We start from the raw sequence: 20,784 nt of genomic DNA, 5'->3' as shown, positions 1-20,784 counted from the left end.
TGTATCTCTACAACCCGTTCACCGACGGGTCTCTTGGCGGCCGCTCTATAATATAGACGCGCGAGATTGGAAAATCGATTGAAATATTTTTTAAGTAACGGAATCTCGTAAGCATGTCCCGCTCCAGTACGACGAAGTCTTGGCTCGAATGAAGCATGCGCGTCCGTTACGCACGATTTCTTTTCAAAAAAAACAGTTGCTCATTACGTAACGTCATGTGATGTAATGAATATGGAGGTGTGATGCATGCATAATGACGACACAACTTATTTGGTCGGAGAAATATCCGCAGCTACCGGCGTAACGGTACGGACCCTTCAGCACTATGACAATATCGGGCTGCTGCCCACAACCGGCCGTACGGCAGGCGGACGGCGGTATTATACGAAGGATGACCTCCTCTGCTTGGAGCAGATCATTTTTTACAAATCTCTAGGGCTCTCTCTTCAAGAAATCCGCGACAAAGTCATCCAGCGTCCCGACTCATCGCAGATCGAACAAATTCTGCAAGAGCAGGAACTGGCGCTTTACCGAAAAATAGAAGTAGCACATGCAGGCATTGCTGCGATCGAAGCCCACCGGACGGCGGTCGCGGCCGGGAATGATGCGCCGTGGCAGCTTTTGGCCTTTTTTATCCGGTGTTTCAACAACAGTAGCCTGGTCGATTGGAAACAATATGCTTTTAGCGAAACCCAAAAAGAAATTTTCGGCAGACGATTTGCCACGGAACAAAGTGCATTCGATTTGTATCATACCTGGAGACGGCTGGCTTTAAAAGCCGTTACGCTGGAGCTGTCAGGCGCAGGGCCGGAAGAGTTCGCTGCACAAGAGTTGGCCAAGGCTTGGTGCACCATGGTGCAAGAGGCAACCGGCGGAGAAAGCGAACAAGCGGATGCGTTTGTACAAATGCAAGGTGAACGGGCATCCTGGCCGGAGGGCGACCGGGAACTTTTCGGGGCATCCCAAGCTTTTATCGACAAGGCGGTAAATCATTATTTATCGGGTCAACCATCAGGCGACAAGGACGGAGGAGGCAGCCGTGAATCATAAAAATTACGAGCCCACCCGGGAATCCCTCAACGGTCACCCGCTTCCGCAATGGTTTGACGAAGCAAAATTCGGCATCTTTATACACTGGGGTCCCTATTCCGTACCTGGTTTTGCACCCGTAGGTAACTTTGCGGATACTTTAAAGACCGATTATGAACGGGCAATGCTCGTCTACCCGTACGCTGAAGGCTATTGGAATGCGATCAAAGACCAGACCACACCGTCTGCGCGTTATCATCAAGCCGTATATGGCAGCATGCCCTACCAAGGATTTAAACCGCTGTTCATGGACGGAGTGAAACAATGGGACCCCATAGCTTGGGCCAAAATTTTCAGGAATGCCGGTGCAAAATACGTCGTGATCGTCTCGAAGCACCATGACGGATTTTGCCTATGGCCAACGAAGGTGACCAACCCGCATGAGCCGCACTGGTTTAGCGAGCGCGACATCATCGGCGAATTAGCAGACGCTGTACGCAGCGAAGGCCTGCGCTTTGGCATCTACTATTCAGGTGGGATCGACTGGACTTTTCGGAGAAGGATTTCAAGAACGTTTATGGACTACTCCTTTTCCACACCCGGGGGCGGTTATGCAGTATACGCCGACGCCCAGATCCGCGAACTGATTTCCCGGTACCGCCCTGATATTCTGTGGAACGATATATGCTGGCCAGGGAACGAAGACTCCCTTTTTCGATTGTTCGCCTACTACTATAACGCTGTACCCGAAGGCGTGGTCAATGACCGCTGGAAGCATTCAACTTCCGCTAACAAGCTGTTAAGTCTCAAACCTGTACGCGCAGTGATGGACATGATGATCAAACGGATGATCATGAACAATCCGGATATTCATTCTGCCCTGGCGCAGCCTGCGATCTCCCATAGCGATTTTTCGACTCCGGAATATACCAAATACAAGGAAATACAACCTGGAAAATGGGAGATGACACGCGGAATCGGCCATTCATTCGGCTACAACCGCAATGAGCAGGATGCAGACTATTCATCCTTTGAAACATTGCTTTACGATTTTATAGATGCCTTGTCTAAAAACGGAAATCTGCTGCTGAATGTAGGTCCGCGCGGCGAGGATGCTCAAATTCCTCCCGAGCAGTTAAGCCGGTTGTCCAAATTCGGGGATTGGTTACAACGGAATGGGGAGGCTGTATATGGTACGCGTCCCTGGATCCGTGCGGAAGCGGAAACGGAGACCGGTGAAACGATCCGGTTTACGCGAAAGGACAACCGGCTGTACCTGATCATTTTGGGGCGTCCAAACGGAATAACCGTCAAGGTAAAGGAGTTTTTCTGTGAAGGCACAGCAAATCTGCTAACGGATGGCAGTCCTGTTCAACTGAAGCGGGAAGGCGAGGATATGAGCCTCATTTTCAAACACCGGCTTGAACATATTTTCGTTCCTGTCATCATAATTGAAGATGAGCATGACGGTGGAATGAAGCGATCACCTGCTGTTGCCGAGGGTGCGGACCTTGCAGGCAGTGTGGGATGAATGGAAACGAATCTGCGTTTTAGAAATATCCTTTTAGCTGAACTTGTCAACAAGTTTAAGTTTTAAAAGTAGCAGACGAGTGTTTGAATTGGTGAGCGACTTTGGCTTTGCGCGCAGCGCAAAACAAGAGAGCGAAGCAAGTCAAACAGGAGTTGGTAAAGTCCAACTCACAAATAAGCAACTCTTTATGAGTGCGTAAGGCTGTCGGGAACATGCCCAACAGCCTTTTCAACCATATTATTAAAAGCGACACTCCCTCATGTTCTTCAAAACAAACATATCATCAATCACTCGTAACCTCATTACCTCTCTTCATCCATTCCACCATCTCCAAATAGTGCCGGTTATACATAATCCCCAGCACGTTGCCGAAAGGGTCCGTCACCGAAGCCGTAACGAATCCCTCGCCACGCGGAGTAATTGGTTCGTATTGCTTCGCGCCCATCTCCAGCAATTTCGTAAACGCGGCTTCCACATCATCAACATGCCAGTACATGATGGCACCGCCTGGACCCGGCACCGCTTGCGAAGGAGCATAACGGCGGCTGATCAGACCCAACTCATGCTGGTAGTCCCCAATGCGGAACTCGGCATAGGCAAGCTCGCCAGACGGTCCGGTGCGTTTGAAGTACGGGGAGAGCCCGAGCACCTCCGAATACCACGACACCGCTGCCTCCATATCGTCCGCCCAATAATTGATCGTCGCCATGCCTCTTAACGTTTGTTTTTCGCTCATATTCATTTTCCTCCTTCGTTTGTTCCCTCATCTTCTAAGGCCATTATAGGAGACAAAAGCTGACAACTGTACGTCATGCTTTTAATAAAGCAAAAAACACCTCCAGGTGATGTCCATATCTCACGACATGGCTGTCATCACGTGAAGGTGTCACGCTGCGCCTCGGGGATTCTCATAAAAACCCGGTCAGCTTTTCATAGATTTTCAGCAGCTGCTGCCTTTCTTCCTCGGTCAATTTTTCAAAAAGATTTCTGCGCAAAATTTGCCCGTCCTGATTCGCCTTTTGAACGATGTCGAGACCCTTGTCCGTAATCCCCAAATAGATGATACGGCGATCCTTCTCATCGACGATTCGAACGGCTAACTGCTTCTGCACGAGTTTTTCCGATAGATGGGTCAGCGTCGGCGGGGTCAGCCCCAGAGCCTTGGCGATATCCGAAGGCCGGCTGTTCCCATGGTGCTGCAGGTGAGCCAGAACGAGAATATGGGAAATTCCAAGATCCTCGTTGAACAATTTCCCCCACTGGATGATGAGGTTGTTCGTCACTTTATCCATATTGTGAATGATTTCAAAAATCGTCTGTTCTTCCATCAGGCAAATCCCCGCTTTCTGCAAGTCAAAGCCTCTAATCTGCATTAGAGGCCTTCATTATCATACATGCTTTTCAGCCGGGAATCCACCGTTCCTGGCAGTCCGTGAAGCCTGCGGCACAAGATGATCCCGCTTTTACCGCAATTTAATGGAGCCCCCGTCCACCATAAAGGTTTGACCTGTAATATAGTCAGCGTCGCTGCTGGCAAGAAACACTGCGACACGGCCGATGTCCTGCTCGGGATCGCCGAGCCGGCGCAGAGGAATTTTATTCAGCATCGCCTCGTATAGCTCCGGAGCATTCTCGCGCCACTGTTCCACGCCCGGCGTCAGTGCGATCGGGGAGATCAGATTGACGTTAATTCCTTCCGGACCCCATTCATTGGCCGCAACGCGCGACACGCCCCGGATCGCTTCTTTGGCGGCAGCATACGACGTCTGCGTGACCTGCCCGTCAATGCCCGCACCGGATGCAAAGTTAATGACCTTGCCTTTCGTTTTCTTCAGTTCCGGATACGCCGCCTGCATGAAATGAACGGTAGGATAAAAGCCTGTTCCAAAGGATAAATCAAAAAGCTCCTGCGTTGTTTCCATAAAAGGAGCCTGTCTCGATACATGCGCATTATTCACCAGAATATCCAGTTTGCCGAAGCGCTTGACCACGTCGGCTACGATTTCATGCGCGCTCTCCTGCTTGGAAATATCCTTGATGAACAGCATTCCCTCTGTATATTGGTTAATCTCGGCCAGTGTCTCTTTCCCTTTCTCCTCATTCACGTCGACGATCGCGATATGTGCGCCTTCCTTAGCCATGGCCAGCGCCATGCCTTTGCCGATGCCTGATGCACTGCCGGTAATGATACCGACTTTCCCTTGTAATTTCATGCTGCTTCCTCTTTTCGTCATATATTTAGTTATCTAAATATTTCATATCTAAATAATAACAAACCACAGAGTGGCCTGCAAGTTGGTAGAAACTGCATCACCTCATAGAATAGTGCATTAACGTAATGTCATAGAAGGCTGACCGCCTTTTATCAGGAGTTATTGTGGCGGTTATAGAATGTTTCCCTCTGCTGAAAATCTATTAATCTGGAAAACAAAGCAACCGCCCCCCGTACATCAGGTTGCGGTTGCGTGATGGAACATCAGCTCATCGTTGCCCCTATTTTGCGCTGTCTGTTCTGCGTGGGCAGTCGATAAGCCCTATTGCTGCTGCAATTTATTTTTCCGGATGAAGATCGGCATCCGGCAGGACCTTCCAGCGCTGCCGCGGCTCACCGGCGGCCGGGTCGCCCAGCTGCAGCTTTGTCCCATCGGCCGATACCTCCAGCGCCTGTCCGTTATGCACGGAGAATACCGTGACGACAGCGTCTCCTTGGTCCTCCACTCGCCAGCGCTGGTTGTTGTAGCCGAGGTAGTCGTACAGCTGCAGCCGGCCCTGCCCCATGTCGAGATCCAGCGCTTTGCCCGCTTGGGTTCGGATAGACCATGTCCCGTCCCCGTTAGGAACGAAAACCCATACCTGCGGGGAATCCCCTTCAGGGCCGCCCACCGTTACCGGTTCGCCATTTTGCGATTCCGCAGCAAACAGTGCAAGGCCGAAGGCTGCATTCACCAGCGTCGTTTCGGCCAGCTTGGCATCAGCCATTCCGCTGACCGTCACCTGCTGGTAAAACGCCTGCCCGCCGAACACGTTCACGCCGAAGTGCCCCTCAGCAAACGTGCCGTCCTTCACATCGAAGACTTGCACCCCGTCCACTTCCGCCCGGATCTGCGGCCCCTTCGCTTCAATGCGGATATGGTACGTCCTCCCCGGCTGGATGAACCTCGGGACCTTGGCCAGCACCTGCCTGTCCTCAAACCGCCCGTCTACTTTATAGAAGAGTCGAATGGCCTTCAGGTTCGGATCGAGATTGAAATAATACCCGCTGCGGCCGTCAGCGCTCGCCCGGAACAGGATCGAGCCCGCGCCTCCTGTCTCGCCCAGCGTCATGTCGGCTTCCAGGGCAAAATCCCCGGCCTGCTCCTGCGCCATGTAGTTCGCATCGCTTGTATAGCTGCCCCGGATGCCGCGTTCGGTCACGACCCACCGCGAAGCCGACAGATCCGGCTTCCAACCTGTCAGATTCGTCGTAAACGTCCCGTCGGTGACGTTTACCACGCAGCGGGCCGAAGCCTTCCCGTTCGGCGACACGGCCGTAATGACGGCCGTTCCCGCCTTATTCGCCCGAAGCACCGCTATCCCCGGAGATTCCCCCTGATTGGAGGAAGTCACCTGCACGACGCCGGGATTGCTGGACTTCCATACCAGCGGCGGATGGCTTGCTCCAGAGGATTCCAAGTAAGATGCATACAATTTCTCCTCATCCCCCTTAGACAATTCCAGCTCTTTCCGGTCCAGGATGATCGAGGAGCCCGTCTTCCGCCCTTCACGCCATACGTTGTCCAGCGCATGCACCTGCACGGACGCGAGCTTCACTTTACCTCCCTTGGTATAGAAGCTCATGCCCCGCCGGGCCGGATCCGGAAAAATCAAGTCGGAAAAGACGACCCTGCCGTCATTGCCGAACACTTCCACCGAGGATTCATCCACAAGGATCCGCAGGCGGATGCGGCTGCCGTCCGGCTGGAGCGCGGCCTCATGCCTCGTTTGCAGCAGGCTTGAGTAATCGGTAACGCCGGATGACGAGCGGTCCACAAATAGTTTCTGCTCGGCAGTCTTGTACCTGATCATCGTCTTCTGCCCGCCGCCTTCGCGGACCGTAAATCCGAATTCAGCTGCGGCTCCGCTTTGCGGCAGCTCGATATCGGCTTCGATTTCATAGGCGCCTGCTGAAATTCCTCCAAGCACGTTCGCTGCCGATTCGCTAACCTCACGGTTTTTCACGCTGAACAAGGTGCTGCGCAACCCGGCAAGCTCCCGGACCGGCAACTGGAACAGCCGGATGCCGTTGCCCGTCGTATGCAGCGTGACCTCCCGCGGTACGGTCATTTGCCCCTTCCAGCCTTCCGTCGGGAAGCTGAACGGATAATCCCAGTTCGTCATCCAGGCCAGCAGAATCCGCCGCCCGTCCGGCGTGCCGGAGAAAGACATGGAGGCATAAAATTCTTTGCCCCAATCCGTCTTCAGCACGGTTCCCGCCGGATTGTCGTTCACGAATTTCCCTTCCGGTGTCAGCTCCCCGATAAAATACTCCGCGTCCGAGCCGTGCGTTTTCGGATTCGCACCGGTGCTGATCATCAGCACCCATTTGCGCCGGTCCGTGCCGTCTACTGGAAGCTGAAACAGGTCCGGGCACTCCCACACCCCGCCGCGTACGTACTCCCCGTATCCGAAATTGTCGGTCAGCGTCCAGTCGATCAAATTGCGGGAGGTAAAAAACCGGATGTGATCGCCGCCGGAGACGACCATCACCCAGCGGCCGTTCGCCTCATCCCGGACGACCTTCGGATCGCGGAAGTCCCAGCCGCCCGGGTCGGCACCGTTTTTGCCGGGATTATCGATCACAACCGGGTGCTCCGCCGAGTACTGCCAGGTCCGTCCCTGATCGGTGCTGTAGGCCAGCCCGATCTTTTGGTTGCCATTCGGCAGATCCGGCGAATAGGAAGTATAGTATGCGATCAGCCCCTTGCCGCCTGAGCTTCCGAACAATCCGGAAGCGTTCGTCGTGTCGGCCACGGCCGAGCCTGACCAGACATGCCCCAGATCGTTCCAGGGCAGGGCGATCGGCAGCTGCTTCCAGTGCAGCAGGTCACGGCTGACGGCATGCGCCCACTGTCCTCCATCCTGATGGAACAGATGGTATTCTCCTTCAAAATAGACGAGACCGTTCGGGTCGCTTGCCGATCCCCGGATCGGGCTGTAATGGTACTCCGGCCGATACGTTTCCGTATAGTAGTCGGAGTCAAGCGTGACATAGGCATCCTGGACGTATGCCGTACCTTCTCTTACAACCAGTCCGGTATATCCGGCCGAATAACTGTCGTCTGTCACGTCTACGGCGGCGGGAGCATATCCGTCCACAAACACCTGAATCCTCGGCCCGACGGCCTGAATCTCCAGATGATGCTTGGCGTTTGGCGAATCGGGGTAAACGCTAGTCGAGGCGCTGATGAGAGATCCGTCCATTTTCCGCAGCAGTACTTGTACCCCTCTTCCTTGGTGCCGCAGCACAGCTTCATATCCGGCGGTTCCCTCCGCATTTGTCCGAATCAGCAGGCCCGCGGATGAGGCTTCATCCAGTGTGACATTGCCTTCATAGACGGCGTCCGCAGCAATGTTCCGGTATACCCGTAACGCGGCTTGTCCGGTCGTTCCCGTTCCTTTAAGCCCTTTGAGATCGGGCTGCCAGCTTCCGGTTGAAGCGAGCACGCCGTCCAGATTGCCGGCAAGGCTTCCGACCTTCACATTCTGAAATACAGCGGAACCGTTCCACACATGAAGTCCAAGATATCCGGAAGCATAGGCGGTATCAACCGCACGGATGACGGGCTGATACTGGTTGCCCCAATACACCTGCAGGCTCGTTCCCTCAGCTTTCACTTTCAGGTGATAGATTTCGCCGACCTTCAGCGGCACCTGCCGTTCTTCCTGGAGCCCTCCTCCGGCTGCGTTTTTCAAGCGGATGATGCCCGACGACGGTACGATTTGCAGCATATATGAAGACCAGCCGTCGCTGCTAGCGCGGAAAAGCAGCGAAGCATCGGTCCCGGCGTTTTGGATCATGACATCGGCTTCGTAGATAAAATCGTCCGCCTTCGTGCTGGAGACCGCCATCACGTTCTCCTGCGGATCGGAAGCCAGCTTCAGCCCCTCCGCCGTCTGCTCAAGCTCGCCCTTGCCCTGGACCTGCCAGCCTTCCAGGTTCGTATTGACGCTCGCTGCCATCCTGTCTGCCTCCTTCGTTAATGCAGCTGCCGCGCCGTTAACTTTAACTTCGGAATCTGCAGGCATCGCCCATCCCCGGCCTTCGTCAGACCCATACAGCAGGATGGACGCACATGCCAAAATTCCGGCCAGGCACGCGGACAGCATCTTTTTTGCTGATCTCATCAACACTCCTCCTTATCATCAGAACAATGTGTAAAAATGACATATAAACGAAGACAAGCTTATACATGAAACAAATCTGTGCATGAAAATAAAGCGGTGCATGAAAACAATTCTGTGCATGAAGACAAATCTGTGCATGAAGACAAGCCTGATACATGAAAACAAAACTTATTGTAACCGCTTACATTATGAGGCGTTAAACTGGCGTTTTCCTTATAAACAAACAGTGCAATGCACTCAAATCGAATATGAACGATGTCTGAACTGAGCTAGGCTGGACTTAGGTTAGAGAGAAACCGAACAGGATATGCAGAGTAAATTCAAGGTTAGCCCTTGGCTTGTCCTTGGTTTGTCCTTGGCTTGTCCTTGGCTTGTCCTTGGCTTGTCCTTGGCTTGTCCTTGGCTTGTCCTTGGCTTGTCCTTGTCCCTCTCTCTCCAAAACCTGTCCAGCATCATCTCAGTTGTTCCTCCCAGCCTAATTCGGCTCAGCACGATATGTATATGTTTGTACCGTCGCCTGCTTTCGGGCAGCCGGCCTGTACTGCGGCTGGCTGCCCCCAAGCGAAGGCGGGATTGAACCAAAGTTTTGCTGCAGGCTCCTACGCCTTCTGACCGAATGCCTCCAGCGCCTGAAGCCCCAGCGCAAGTGCGCCGTATAATCCGGCTTGGCCGCCGAGTCCGGGCGGAACGATGTAACCATCGATTCCGTCCGTGAGCTCCAAGGCGTCCACGTAGCCGTTCAGGCTCCGCTGAACCTCTTGGCGGATCAGCGGGAAGAGCTGCGGCTGCTGCATGACGCCCCCGCCCAGGATGACCTTCTCCGGCGAGAGCATCAGGACCGCCGCCGTGACCGCCTGGGCGACATAATACGCCTCAAAGGTCCAGGCCGCGTGATCCGCGGGCAGCTGCGGCCCCTTCACTCCCCACCGCGCTTCCAGCGCCGGCCCGGCGGCCATCCCCTCCAGGCAGTCCCCGTGATACGGGCACGCGCCCGGGAAGCCGTCCTCCGGATGACGGCGGACCGGAATATGCCCGCCTTCCGGATGGACGAGCCCGTGAACAGGCCGGCCGCCGGCATACACGCCGACACCGACGCCGGTGCCGATCGTGAAGTACGCGCAGCTGCCCAGCCCGCGGGCCGCTCCCCACAGCGCCTCGCCGCAGGCGGCGGCATTCACGTCCGTGTCCCATCCATAGGGGACGTCGAAGTGCCGCTTCAGCTCCGCGAGCAAGGGATAATGCGCCCATCCCGGCTTAGGGGTGGTCGTGATGCTTCCATACCCCGGGCTGCCGGGGTGAAGGTCGATCGGGCCAAACGATCCGATCCCGATCGCTTCCGGCTGGCGATCTTTGAAATAAGCGATGACCCGGGGCATCGTTTCCTCAGGCCGTTCCGTCGGAAAGCTGATGCTCTCGCTGATTTGCCCGTGTTCGTTTCCGATGCCGCAGACGAATTTCGTCCCGCCCGCTTCAATGGCTCCGATGCGCATGATGATGTGCCTCTCTTTTCAAATTTTTATCGGTCGATGGATTAGGGTTCTCCATTGGATCAAGCTTCGTATTTAAAAGTACTTTTTTATAAGGTTGTTATTTAAATAGAAAGATCGTAAATGTCGAGCGATTCGACGAGCGCCTCTTCATCGTCTGCCTTGAGGGACAATCCGGTGGATGCCTGATCCGGATAGATCAGGTCGGTGAGAACCGCACGGCCGCCGCCCGCGAACACCTCTACCGAAGACCGGTCGATCAGGATTCGCAGTTCCACCGTTCCGTCCGCCGCATCGAGAACGGCCGCATGCCTGCCGGCAAACAGCGGGTGAAAGTCTGCCGTTCCCGCCCGGGTCCGGTCTATATAGACTTCACCCGCCGCTCCGCTGTAACCGATCACCGTCTCCTGACCGCGGCCTGCCCGCACCTTCAGCTCCAGCGATTGGCCGGATCCTAGGCGGATCCGAATCTCTCCGCTCTCCAGCTGTAAATCGGCCAGCTGCGCGGAGGCCTGAGCGGCCGTTACCCGCTTCAGGGACAGAAGCTCCTTGCGGTATCCCTCCAATTCCCGGGCGGGCTGCTGGATCAGCTCGGCCGAACCTTGGCGCAGCTCCAGCTTGAGCTCCCGCGGCACGGTCATCGCGCCCCGCCACACGCCGGTCGGCGTCTGATTGGCATATTTCCAGTTGCTCATCCAGCCGACGAACAGGCGTCTGCCGTCCTCGGCCGGCACATCCGACCAGCTGACGCCGGCGTAGTTGTCCCGGCCGTAATCAATCCATCTCACGCGGGTCTGCGATACGGCATCCGGCGTAAAGCGTTCCCCGTCGAAGTCTCCGGTAAAATATTGCGTTCGCGACCCCTCCGCCAACTCCGGATGGTCGCCGATGCTGACGAGCATCACCCACTTCGTCAGGCCCGGGTCCCCGTCCACCTGCAGCGGAAACAGGTCGGGACACTCCCACACGCCGTCATGGCTGCCGATGCCTTCCCCGAATTCGCTGGACAGCGTCCAGTCGATCAGGTTCGGCGAACGGTACAGACAGACGGTCTGGCCGCAGGCAACAATCATCACCCACTGTGAGGAAGCCTCATGCCAGAATACTTTCGGATCGCGGAAGTCCACGAAGGTGTCATGCGACAGCACCGGGTTGCCGGCATACTTCGTCCAGGTCCGTCCCGCATCCGTGCTGTATGCCAGGCTCTGGCGCTGCACCGGCGCTTCGCCCTCCGGTCCTTCGGCATGCTGCGTAAAAATGGCGACAAGCCCCGGCTCCCCGCCGAAAAAGCCGGTCGTGTTATTCCAGTCGACCACGGCGCTGCCGGAGAAAATCGTGCCAAACTCGTCCGGCGCCAAGGCGATCGGGAGTTCTTCCCAGACGACCAGGTCCCGGCTGACCGCGTGTCCCCAATGCATCGGTCCCCAGGTGTTCCCGAAGGGATGATGCTGGTAAAACAGGTGGTATTCCCCCTGGAAATAGACCATTCCGTTGGGGTCGTTCATCCAGTGCTCTTTCGGGGAAAAGTGATACCCCCCGCGGTAGTTGTGCGATATGAATGTGGACATTAGCTGTGCTCCTTTGAATTACAAGTTTTATTTGCAGCGGACCCGGCCGCATTTTTGCCCAAAGGCATCTGGCGGCCGCATCCGGATTCTGCACTGCTAACGTTTATGCGCCAAGCAAGTGCGGATATGTTGTTTTTGATGTTTTATTCAACCTTTATTGCGCGCTGCGGTCATACCCCGCCTGCTTGATCTTCAGCCAATCCTGCAGCCCCAGCCGGTTCAGCTCTTTGAGGTAGGCATCCCACTCCTGATCGACTTTGCCGTTCTGGTACCACTCGGTGCGCTTCCGCTCGAGATAGGCGAACATGTCGGTCTGGATGGTGGACAGCCGGTCCAGCTCATCGATGGAGAAGAATACGTTCGGATACGTATTTTTCGCCTTCATGTGCGGCACCATCACGTCCTTCAGCAGTTTAAGACGCCATGCCGCGTCGTCCGGCATCGTCGTGTATTTGCCGTAGTACTCGTCGAGGATGGCCAGCGGACCGGCGATGCTCGTCTTTTGCCGCAGCTCCACAGGAGCTGTGCCTTCCAGCGGCAGATGCTTCAGCATGCCCTTGGCTTCGTCGAATTCGAAAATGTTCTGCTGCGTCTGATCCCCGTACGTCCCCCAGTTATCCTGAACGGACTGCAGCGGATCGTAGAGCTGATCGACCCATTTGGCCGTCTCCTCCAAATGTTTGTTGCTGCTCGTGATGACCATGCGCCCGCGGTCCAGGCCGATGCCGTTCGTGCGGGTCACGTTGACTTCGCCGCTTGGTCCTGCCAGCGGAGGCATCACGTCATACGTATCGTTCATGCCGGTGATGTTGGCCTTATCCCATGTAAAATACAGTCCGTACCGGTTATCCTTGCCTTTCGCCAAATAGGTGTTCCAGTCCTGCTGGAAGGACTCGATATCGATCAGCCCTTCCTGGTACAGCTCGTGAATGTACTTGATCGCTTCCTTATAACCTTCTTCCGCCGCAGTGAAGACAACCTTGCCGTCATCGGTCACGACGGTGTGGTCCCAGTTCTCCCCGAGCCCGAAAGAACCGTACAGGAAGGCCAGATCTTCCCCGCCCGGCTTATTGATAAAGGAGAGCGGAATTTCGTCCGCCTTGCCGTTGCCGTTCGGGTCCTGCGTTTTGAAGGCGATCAGCACCTTCTTCAGCTCCTCGGTGGTCTTCGGCATAGACAGCCCCAGCTTCTTCAGCCACTCCACGTTGATCCACGGCAGGTCGTCCACGGACTGAATCCGTTCCTTGCCGGAGCCCAGCTCTTCAATCCAAGGGAAAGAATAGATGTGGCCGTCAGGCGCGGTAATCATCTTTTTGTATTCCGGCGCCTGCTCCAGCACCTTTTTGAAGTTCGGCATATGCTGCTCGATCAGATCGTCGAGGGGAATGATGACCCCGTCTTTGGCCAGCTTCAGCAGGTCATAATCGCCATACCCGGCATCAAAAATCGCATCCGGCAGATCGCCGCTCGCCACGGCCAGGTTTCTTTTCTCCGCAAAAACGTCGTTCGTGTAATTTTTCCAATTGATATGAATGCCGGTCTTCTCTTCCAGCCGCTTATTGATGAGCTTGTCGTTCGGGTCCGCGGGTGCCAGCGGCGAGCTCTGCGTCAGAAAATTGAGGGTGACTTTCCCGTCAGGCGACTCCTTGGCGTCTCCGCCGCTTCCTCCGCAGCCGGACAAGAGCAGCAGCGCCGCGAGCGCTGAAACGGATGCCGTCATGGCAGCAGCCTTGCGATTTCTCTTTTTGTTCATCGTTATGACCTCCACAGGATTAGAATGGATCAGTGCCATGTATGTTCAGGCCGTCCCTATTTCAGGGAACCGACCATCACACCTTTTTCGAAATACTTTTGGAAAAATGGATACATGACGAGCAGCGGCAGACTGGAAATGACGATCGCCGAGTATTTGATCATTTCCGAGAGGCGCTTGAGCTCGTTCATCGCCAGCTGGTCGCTGATCATGCCCGGCGCCGCCTGGTTCTGGATCAGGATCGAGCGCAGCACGAGCTGCAGCGGATGAAGCTTCGCATCCTCCAGGTAAATCATCGCGTCGAAATAGGAATTCCACTGCCCGACAAAAGCATAGAGAGCCAGCACAAAAATAATCGGTTTGGAGAGCGGCAGCACGATCCGAAAAAAAATGCCCGCCTCCGTCGCGCCGTCGACGTTGGCCGCTTCCCTCAGCTCATTCGGCACGCCTTTGAAAAAGGTCCGGGACAGGATGATGTTCCAGACATTGACCGCACCCGGAATGATGATGGCCCACACCGTATCCAGCATGCCAAGCTGCTTGACGAGCAGGTATGTAGGAATCAGGCCCCCGCCGAAAAACATCGTGATCACAAACAGCGTCATAAAAATTTTCCGGCCCGCCAGCCGCGAATCAGACAAGGCATAGCCTGCGCATACCGATACAGTCACGGTAACGAGGGCAAATGCAGCGGAGTAAAATACGGAATTGCCGAAGCCCCGCAGCATAGCCGGGTTGGACAATATTTTCCGGTAGCCCTCCAGGCTCCAGTCCGAGATGCGAAACGACAGGCCCTGATTCAGCAGCACGGTCGGATCCATAAATGACGCCACCACGACGTAAACGAGCGGCACGACGATCAGCAGCACCGCCACCGTCAGGAACAGGCCGTTCAGAATCAGCAGAAACCGGTCGAACGGCGAATGTTTAACAGCCATAGTTGATAAGCTCCTTCCTAATAAAGTCCTTCGCCCTCATTAAGCTTCTTGACGATAAAGTTGACCGTGAGCAGCAGCACGACGTTGATCACCGAGTTGAACAGGCCGACCGCCGCGGAATACGCATAGTCGCCGGACTGCAAACCGACCTTGTACACATAGGTGGCGATGATCTCGGAAGCCGGAAGGTTCATCGAGGTCTGCATCAGGTACGCTTTTTCAAACCCGATCGACATGATGCCTCCCGCCGCCAAAATGAACACGATGGCCATGATCGGCCGGATCGTCGGCAGGTCGATGTGGCGGATGCGCTGGAGCAGGTTCGCCCCGTCCAGGCTTGCCGCATTGTGCAGCTCCGGGTCGACGTTCGCCAGAGCAGCCACGTAAATGATCGATGCCCAGCCGGCGCCCTGCCAGATGTCGGAGAGGATGTAGATCCAGCGGAAATATTTCGGCTCGGACATAAACATCAGCGGCTCTCCAGTGATCCATGTCAGCAGATGGTTGACCGGTCCCGTCGGGGACAAAAAGATAAACAGCATACCCACGATGACAACCGCAGAAATGAAGTTCGGCGCGTACAGAAACAGCTGAACGTTCTTCTTCACACCCGCCCTCCGGACCTGATTGAGCATGAGCGCCAGCAGGATCGGTACGGGAAAGCTGAAAATCAGGCCGAAGAAACTGAGTTTAAGCGTATTCATAAAGATGACGTCGAAATTGGGCGAGGAGAGAAACTTCTCAAAATGCTTCAGGCCGGCCCATTCACTGCCCATGATGCCCTTGATCGGGCTGAAGTCCTTAAAGGCGATAATCGCCCCGTACATCGGGACATATTTGAAAATCAGGGTCAGAATAAGCGCCGGAGCCAACAGCACGTATAGAAAATAATGCTTTCTGACCTTCTGCAGCACCCGCCCCGCAGAGCTCTTCCTCCTCACTGCCGCCGCCCTTGGATCCACTTCTACCGTATTTTCCAAAACCGTGACCTCCGTTCTTTGCACAAAAAGTTTACAATGCAGCATACCGTAAGGGCTTACATTCGCACCTGCACCGTATCGCTGCTTTTACAATTTAGCAGACGATGTAATGTTCGTCAATAATTTTTGTAAACATTTATTTGTGCAATTGACCAATATAATTTGTTCAAAGAGGTTCTATATTTAGCTGAAATGTCACTTTTTCCGTCCATTTAGGGACCAACTATATCTTTCCAAAGCGTAGTCTGTCGGTTCCAATTCTGCTGTGTGTATAATAATTGCCTATGTAAAGTCATCCCTCTGTGTTGCATGTCATTTTGCACAATGAAGGCGTTATATATTTGTGCATTTGTAAAGTTAACATTGCTATTTGAAGCAATCTGGTATACATTGGTCATAGGATACCTGAGATCGAATGCATGCAGGTTTATGAGGAGGAACTTGCTTCCGTACTAATAATCGTTAGAGGTGAACATCGAATACATGGGGAAAGAGAAAGTCACCATTCAAGATATCGCCGATGCGCTGGGCATTTCCCGGAACACGGCGTCTAAAGCGTTGAACGGCAGCGACAGCATACCGGGCGAGACCCGCAACCGGGTGATCAAGAAAGCAATCGAGCTGAAGTACAAGCAGTTCGCATATATGGAAACCGAAAGCCTGATGCCGAAAAACCCCGGCAATATCGCCCTGCTGACGCAAAACATGCCCAGCATGTCGCATTTCGGGGCCAAGCTGATCAGTGGACTGGAGAAACGCATCAGCGGCGAAGGCTACAATTTGTCCATCCATATCGTAAGGGACATCGAGCGAAGCTCCCTCCAGCTTCCGAACAATTTTGAAGCGTCCAAGGTGGACGGTATCATCTGCATCGAACTGTTCGACATGGAATACACCAAGCTCATCACGAGCCTGGGGCTCCCGACCATATTCATTGACTGCGCGGCGGACATGTCTTATCCCGACCTTGAAGCCGACCTGCTTCTGATGGAAAACGAACACAGCACCTATTTCATGACCAAACGGCTTATCGAGGACGGCTGCGGCTCGCTCGGTTTTATCGGCGACTACAACCACTGCAAGAGCTTCAACGAGCGCTGGGCCGGATTTAACCGAGCCCTTGCGGAAGCAGGTATTCCGCTGGACCGCAGCCAGTGTGTCCTGGAACCGGACCGCGAATTTTTCTCGGAATCCGACTGGATGGAGCAGCGGCTGGACAAGATGCCAGACACACCCTCGGGCTTTGTATGCGCGAATGACTTTATCGCGGTCAACGTGATGAAGGCTTTGAAGAACCGTCAGATCGCCATTCCGGAGAAAATCGTCGTGGCCGGATTCGACGATGCGCCCGAGTCGCGCATTGTCGAGCCTCGTTTGACGACCGTGCACATCTATAGTGACGAGATGGGCATCACCGCGGCCAATATGCTGCTCTCCCGGATTAAGGAGCCGGAGCAGCCTTACCAGGTCACGCATATCCAGACCAAGCCGCTGTTCCGGGAGTCGACGCAAGCCGCCCGGTAATCCAGGCTCCCAGGCAGCATGGTACAAGAACGAGTTAAGAAAGCAGGCTGTTTCCTTAAATGCCTCAATCGAAGAACCAATACGGTCATCCTACGAATATCCGCAGTCCGGCGCTTCGCAGTACAGCAGCCGGGCTTTTTTTGATGAAAGCCATTCATTTGATCCTATCGGCTGCTGGGCTATCCTAAGACCGCACAAATGAACAGGCGGAACGGACTCGATTACGTTAACGTAGCAGGTGAAGGATTCTTCAAACTTGATTCATGAAAAGGAGACTCAGAGATGGTAAATGAAACGAAACCGTTTTGGTTTAAGCGGCTGCCGGCGCTTTCATCGCATCCTGCGGTATGGGCTTCCCATATCGCCCAGCACTGGAATATGGAGGCGTTCCGTCCCCAGAACCCCATGGATCCCGAGAAAGTACGGCTTGCTCTCCGTCATTTCATGCCCGAACTGCTCCCCGAGTACGAGGCCTTGCTGTCCGTTTCACCAGACCGTCCCGGCGAAGCTCAGCTGCTTGCGATGTATAACCTCCCTCCCTTCTTCTCCGGCTGCAGCAACTCGATATCCCACCGATTAGGCCATCCTACTTTAATCCGAAATTACGATTTCAGCTTGGACGGGTTCAGCGGCGTATTCCGTTACGAGCCATTGCCTGATGAAGGGTGGATCATGGGTTCCGCCGAAGGCGGCTGGGGCTATCTCGACGGCCTGAACCATCACGGTCTCGCAGCGGCCATTACATTTGGCGGGGACTTCACGGTAGGTAACGGTTTCAGCATTCCGCTCATTGTCCGCTATCTCTTGGCCACTTCGGCAACGGTTCCTGAGGCAGTGGAACGTCTGAACTCGATCCCCCATCGGCTTGTTCAAAACATCTCGCTTTTGGATCGGAAGGGCCGTTTCAGCGTCGTCTACACTTCGCCGGAAGGCGTGAGCGCAGCTGACGGTCTCATTTGCTGCACGAATCATCAGAGACAAGTTCAAGATTCCGCGCACGACGAACACCGGACCGTGGAGCGGTTCGACCATCTCCTCAGAATGGGCGGTGCCGTATCGCCCCAGGATTTTCATAAAGAACCGTTGTATCATCGCAAGTTTTCGAAACATTTCGGCACGCTTTATACCGTCGAAATCGATCCTGTAACGGAAACGGTTCATTATCACTGGCCTGAAGGACAGCAGCTTCTCGCCACGCCGGCGTCGCCAGAGGCTGAGATTAACATTCAGTTGTCCGAGAAATAGGCACTAGGATAGGACATTTCTCTCACGGACGTATAAAAGCAAAACTAAATAGCCAGCCGCCGATTCATGATCGACGACTGGCTGCTTAAACGTGAAAGGTGTTTTGATCCCTGCCTTAAACGGGGTCATTCCCCTTGTACGGTTGCTTTTTTGAGAAATCTACCAGCGATCTTCCGGATGATACCAAACTTGTTATTTCGCTTCTTTTTTCTCCGTGAAGAAGTAGAGCAAAGCCAGCACCGGAAAAAGAACGCCAAGCCATATGGCCGCTTCCCATCCGCCTTGTGCATACGCCCATCCGCCTACTGCGGAACCAATAGCCCCGCCGGCGAAAAAGATAGCCATGAACAAGCCGTTCAGCCGGCTGCGAAGCTCTGCACCCAGTGCAAAAATAGAGCGCTGCCCGAGCACCAGATTGGCGGAAACGGCCATATCCAGTACAATAGCGGCCACAACCAGGCTGATGATCGATAGCAGGGAACTGCCATGGATCACAATAGGCAGGAGCATGGAAACGACCGCGAGTCCAAGGGCGATCCCTGTACCGGGGCGGATCCACCCTTTATCGGCAAGGCGGCCGGCAACCGGCGCAGCCGCTGCTCCGGCTACCCCTACCAAGGCGAACAGGGCGACCCCTGTCTGGGAAAAATGAAATGCCGGGCTGACCAGCAGCATAGGAACCGTTGTCCAAAACAGGCTGAAGGAAGCAAACAGAAACGCGTGGTAAAGAGCTCTGCGCCGCAAAATCGGCGTCGTCTTCAGCAGCTTCAGCATCGACGACAGGATCTCCGGGTAGCTGATGGATGTTTGCGGGCGTCTTGCCGGAAGCGCCTTGGCCAGCACCAGCGCAAGCACCAGAATCAGAACGGCGGACAGAATAAAGATGGCGTGCCATCCAAGGAAGTCTTCCACCAAGCTGGCAGCCGGACGGGCGAGCATAATGCCAAGGAGCAGGCCGCTCATGACATTCCCCACATTGCGTCCCCGCGTTTCCTCAGGAGACAGATGAGCTGCATAAGGAACCAGGATCTGGGCGGCAACGGACCCTACGCCGATAAACAGCGATGCCGCAAGAAACAAAGCCGCGTTACGGACTTCAGCAGCGAGGAGAAGCACGACCACGTTAAAGATCAGCAGGGTGACCACCAGCTTGCGGTTTTCAAGCAAATCCCCTAAGGGCACGATCAATAACAGGCCGATTCCGTAACCGATTTGAGTTAAGGTGACGATCAATCCCGCCGCCCCGGAGGATAATCCCAGGGCTGAGCTGATCGATCCTACGAGAGGCTGGGCATAATACAGGTTGGCCGCGATGATGCCGCAAGCGACGGCGAGGATCAGGTTGATCCAGGATGAAACGGCAGCGGCGTGAGGCTTTTCTTTTGCGATGGTACTCATAACATTTCTCCTTTGTTTGTAAGGCATCCCTTTTTCCGGAACAATCGTTCCAGTTTAGGAACAGTCCGCCTATTGTTTTTTAACATAAAATATTTTCTCAGAAATTCATTTTTCGGAACAGTCGTTCCAGTATGACTAAAAAGATGCCTGCCGACGTTTCTTCGCAGAAGTCAGACCGCTAGCGGAAGTTTTTGTTGCCGAATCAGGAGCGGAGGCTCGTTACAGCATGCCCAGCACCATTTCCATCATCTCCCGCGCCTTGGTGCTGTCCTGCTGAATTTTCGCCATCACGTTAACGCTGTGGTTGAGATTGAGCAGCATGAACGATAGGAGACGAATGTCTTTGTCGGGAGAAATTTCTCCGGTCTCTTGTCCTCGCTTTAATTTTTCGTAAAACAGCCGTTCCAGTTCATCAAAGCTCTTCTTGACTATGTTCTGCAGCGGTTCGTCCATGGCGTCGATACTAAGAGCTGCGTTCGTAATCATGCATCCATTGGGAAGGACTTCGTCCTGCGCGGCAAAAGCGCTCGTGATATGGATCTCGAAATACTGCCGGATGCCCTCAATGGTGGTAGGAGCGGCGATTAACACATCCCGCTTTCTTTGCGACATCTTTTTGTAGTGCTGGATCGCCTCGTAATACAGGGACTGCTTATCCTGGAACGTTTCATACAAACTGGAACGGCTAAGACCCATCGCTTCCAGCAAATCCGGTATGCTCGTCGCTTCGTAACCTTTCTCCCAGAACACCGTCATCGCTTTGCGGAGCACTTGATCCCGGTCAAATTCTTTGGTGCGGCCCATCGGCGCCACCTCCCTTTGAGCACAAGTATATACGAACTGGAACGAGTAGTCCAGTATTTTTTATCTGTGTCCATAAAACATGCAGCAGGCCGCCGGTGCTTCGGCGGCTCGCTGCATTCTACAGGTCATTTTTCCAAGGGATC

At 54.4% G+C, this 20,784-nt stretch carries 15 protein-coding genes; 4 read left to right on the top strand and 11 right to left on the bottom strand.

What is annotated here, in order from left to right; all coding sequences use genetic code 11:
- Positions 1–246: 246 nt before the first annotated feature.
- Both MKY74_RS14190 and MKY74_RS14185 read left to right on the top strand, forming a co-directional pair.
- On the top strand, positions 247–1,050 hold the full coding sequence (locus MKY74_RS14190; RefSeq protein ID WP_076168633.1) for a MerR family transcriptional regulator: 804 nt from the start codon (positions 247–249) through the stop codon (positions 1,048–1,050).
- Positions 1,040–2,560, top strand: a complete 1,521-nt coding sequence (locus tag MKY74_RS14185) for an alpha-L-fucosidase (RefSeq protein ID WP_076168636.1) — start codon at positions 1,040–1,042, stop codon at positions 2,558–2,560. Before MKY74_RS14190 ends, MKY74_RS14185 begins: the two co-directional genes overlap by 11 nt.
- 283 nt (positions 2,561–2,843) lie before the next feature.
- Here MKY74_RS14185 and MKY74_RS14180 read toward each other — a convergent pair whose 3' ends face one another.
- From MKY74_RS14180 to MKY74_RS14140, 9 genes are all read right to left on the bottom strand, one after another.
- Positions 2,844–3,296, bottom strand: coding sequence for a VOC family protein (locus MKY74_RS14180; protein ID WP_076168639.1), 453 nt, complete (start codon positions 3,294–3,296; stop codon positions 2,844–2,846).
- Positions 3,297–3,468: 172 nt separating this feature from the next.
- Positions 3,469–3,933 carry a MarR family winged helix-turn-helix transcriptional regulator gene (locus tag MKY74_RS14175; RefSeq protein ID WP_306433644.1) on the bottom strand — a complete coding sequence of 155 codons (465 nt, stop codon included), beginning with the start codon at positions 3,931–3,933 and terminating at the stop codon, positions 3,469–3,471.
- Between the two features lie 90 nt (positions 3,934–4,023).
- Positions 4,024–4,773, bottom strand: a complete 750-nt coding sequence (locus MKY74_RS14170) for an SDR family NAD(P)-dependent oxidoreductase (protein WP_076168641.1) — start codon at positions 4,771–4,773, stop codon at positions 4,024–4,026.
- A gap of 337 nt (positions 4,774–5,110) precedes the next feature.
- Positions 5,111–8,944 (bottom strand): GH32 C-terminal domain-containing protein, encoded by a 3,834-nt coding sequence (locus MKY74_RS14165; protein ID WP_076168644.1) that lies wholly within the window; start codon positions 8,942–8,944, stop codon positions 5,111–5,113.
- Between the two features lie 599 nt (positions 8,945–9,543).
- A complete protein-coding gene (locus MKY74_RS14160) occupies positions 9,544–10,434 on the bottom strand; it encodes an ROK family protein (RefSeq protein WP_076168647.1) in 891 nt (296 codons plus the stop codon).
- A 101-nt stretch (positions 10,435–10,535) separates the two neighbouring features.
- Complete coding sequence (locus MKY74_RS14155) at positions 10,536–11,999, bottom strand: glycoside hydrolase family 32 protein (protein ID WP_076168649.1); 1,464 nt, start codon at positions 11,997–11,999, stop codon at positions 10,536–10,538.
- Between the two features lie 154 nt (positions 12,000–12,153).
- On the bottom strand, positions 12,154–13,752 hold the full coding sequence (locus MKY74_RS14150; protein WP_076168652.1) for an ABC transporter substrate-binding protein: 1,599 nt from the start codon (positions 13,750–13,752) through the stop codon (positions 12,154–12,156).
- Between the two features lie 56 nt (positions 13,753–13,808).
- Entirely contained in the window at positions 13,809–14,690 is an 882-nt protein-coding gene (locus tag MKY74_RS14145) for a carbohydrate ABC transporter permease (protein ID WP_076168655.1), read from the bottom strand.
- 17 nt (positions 14,691–14,707) lie between these two features.
- On the bottom strand, positions 14,708–15,670 hold the full coding sequence (locus MKY74_RS14140; protein WP_076168658.1) for an ABC transporter permease: 963 nt from the start codon (positions 15,668–15,670) through the stop codon (positions 14,708–14,710).
- A 483-nt stretch (positions 15,671–16,153) separates the two neighbouring features.
- Between MKY74_RS14140 and MKY74_RS14135 the strand changes: the two genes are divergently transcribed.
- Both MKY74_RS14135 and MKY74_RS14130 read left to right on the top strand, forming a co-directional pair.
- Positions 16,154–17,194, top strand: a complete 1,041-nt coding sequence (locus MKY74_RS14135) for a LacI family DNA-binding transcriptional regulator (protein WP_076169579.1) — start codon at positions 16,154–16,156, stop codon at positions 17,192–17,194.
- Positions 17,195–17,476: 282 nt separating this feature from the next.
- Positions 17,477–18,439 (top strand): C45 family autoproteolytic acyltransferase/hydolase, encoded by a 963-nt coding sequence (locus MKY74_RS14130; protein ID WP_076168660.1) that lies wholly within the window; start codon positions 17,477–17,479, stop codon positions 18,437–18,439.
- Positions 18,440–18,631: 192 nt separating this feature from the next.
- Here the strand turns inward: MKY74_RS14130 and MKY74_RS14125 are convergent, their stop codons facing one another.
- Complete coding sequence (locus MKY74_RS14125) at positions 18,632–19,837, bottom strand: MFS transporter (RefSeq protein ID WP_076168663.1); 1,206 nt, start codon at positions 19,835–19,837, stop codon at positions 18,632–18,634.
- Positions 19,838–20,056: 219 nt separating this feature from the next.
- Entirely contained in the window at positions 20,057–20,641 is a 585-nt protein-coding gene (locus tag MKY74_RS14120) for a TetR/AcrR family transcriptional regulator (RefSeq protein ID WP_076168666.1), read from the bottom strand.
- Positions 20,642–20,784 lie beyond the last annotated feature (143 nt).

This window comes from Paenibacillus sp. FSL R5-0378, assembly GCF_038009285.1.
Classification (GTDB): domain Bacteria; phylum Bacillota; class Bacilli; order Paenibacillales; family Paenibacillaceae; genus Paenibacillus_AQ; species Paenibacillus_AQ favisporus.
Note: the sequence above shows the minus strand (reverse complement) of the source record. Positions and strands in the feature narration are given on the sequence as shown.

Coding starts and splice junctions, on each gene's coding strand:
- MKY74_RS14160 (WP_076168647.1), bottom strand. CDS start 10,434: ATGCGCATCGGAGCCATTGAAGCGGGCGGGACGAAATTCGTCTGCGGC.
- MKY74_RS14150 (WP_076168652.1), bottom strand. CDS start 13,752: ATGAACAAAAAGAGAAATCGCAAGGCTGCTGCCATGACGGCATCCGTT.
- MKY74_RS14145 (WP_076168655.1), bottom strand. CDS start 14,690: ATGGCTGTTAAACATTCGCCGTTCGACCGGTTTCTGCTGATTCTGAAC.
- MKY74_RS14180 (WP_076168639.1), bottom strand. CDS start 3,296: ATGAGCGAAAAACAAACGTTAAGAGGCATGGCGACGATCAATTATTGG.
- MKY74_RS14170 (WP_076168641.1), bottom strand. CDS start 4,773: ATGAAATTACAAGGGAAAGTCGGTATCATTACCGGCAGTGCATCAGGC.
- MKY74_RS14190 (WP_076168633.1), top strand. CDS start 247: ATGCATAATGACGACACAACTTATTTGGTCGGAGAAATATCCGCAGCT.
- MKY74_RS14155 (WP_076168649.1), bottom strand. CDS start 11,999: ATGTCCACATTCATATCGCACAACTACCGCGGGGGGTATCACTTTTCC.
- MKY74_RS14175 (WP_306433644.1), bottom strand. CDS start 3,933: ATGCAGATTAGAGGCTTTGACTTGCAGAAAGCGGGGATTTGCCTGATG.
- MKY74_RS14130 (WP_076168660.1), top strand. CDS start 17,477: ATGGTAAATGAAACGAAACCGTTTTGGTTTAAGCGGCTGCCGGCGCTT.
- MKY74_RS14120 (WP_076168666.1), bottom strand. CDS start 20,641: ATGGGCCGCACCAAAGAATTTGACCGGGATCAAGTGCTCCGCAAAGCG.
- MKY74_RS14165 (WP_076168644.1), bottom strand. CDS start 8,944: ATGAGATCAGCAAAAAAGATGCTGTCCGCGTGCCTGGCCGGAATTTTG.
- MKY74_RS14125 (WP_076168663.1), bottom strand. CDS start 19,837: ATGAGTACCATCGCAAAAGAAAAGCCTCACGCCGCTGCCGTTTCATCC.
- MKY74_RS14135 (WP_076169579.1), top strand. CDS start 16,154: ATGGGGAAAGAGAAAGTCACCATTCAAGATATCGCCGATGCGCTGGGC.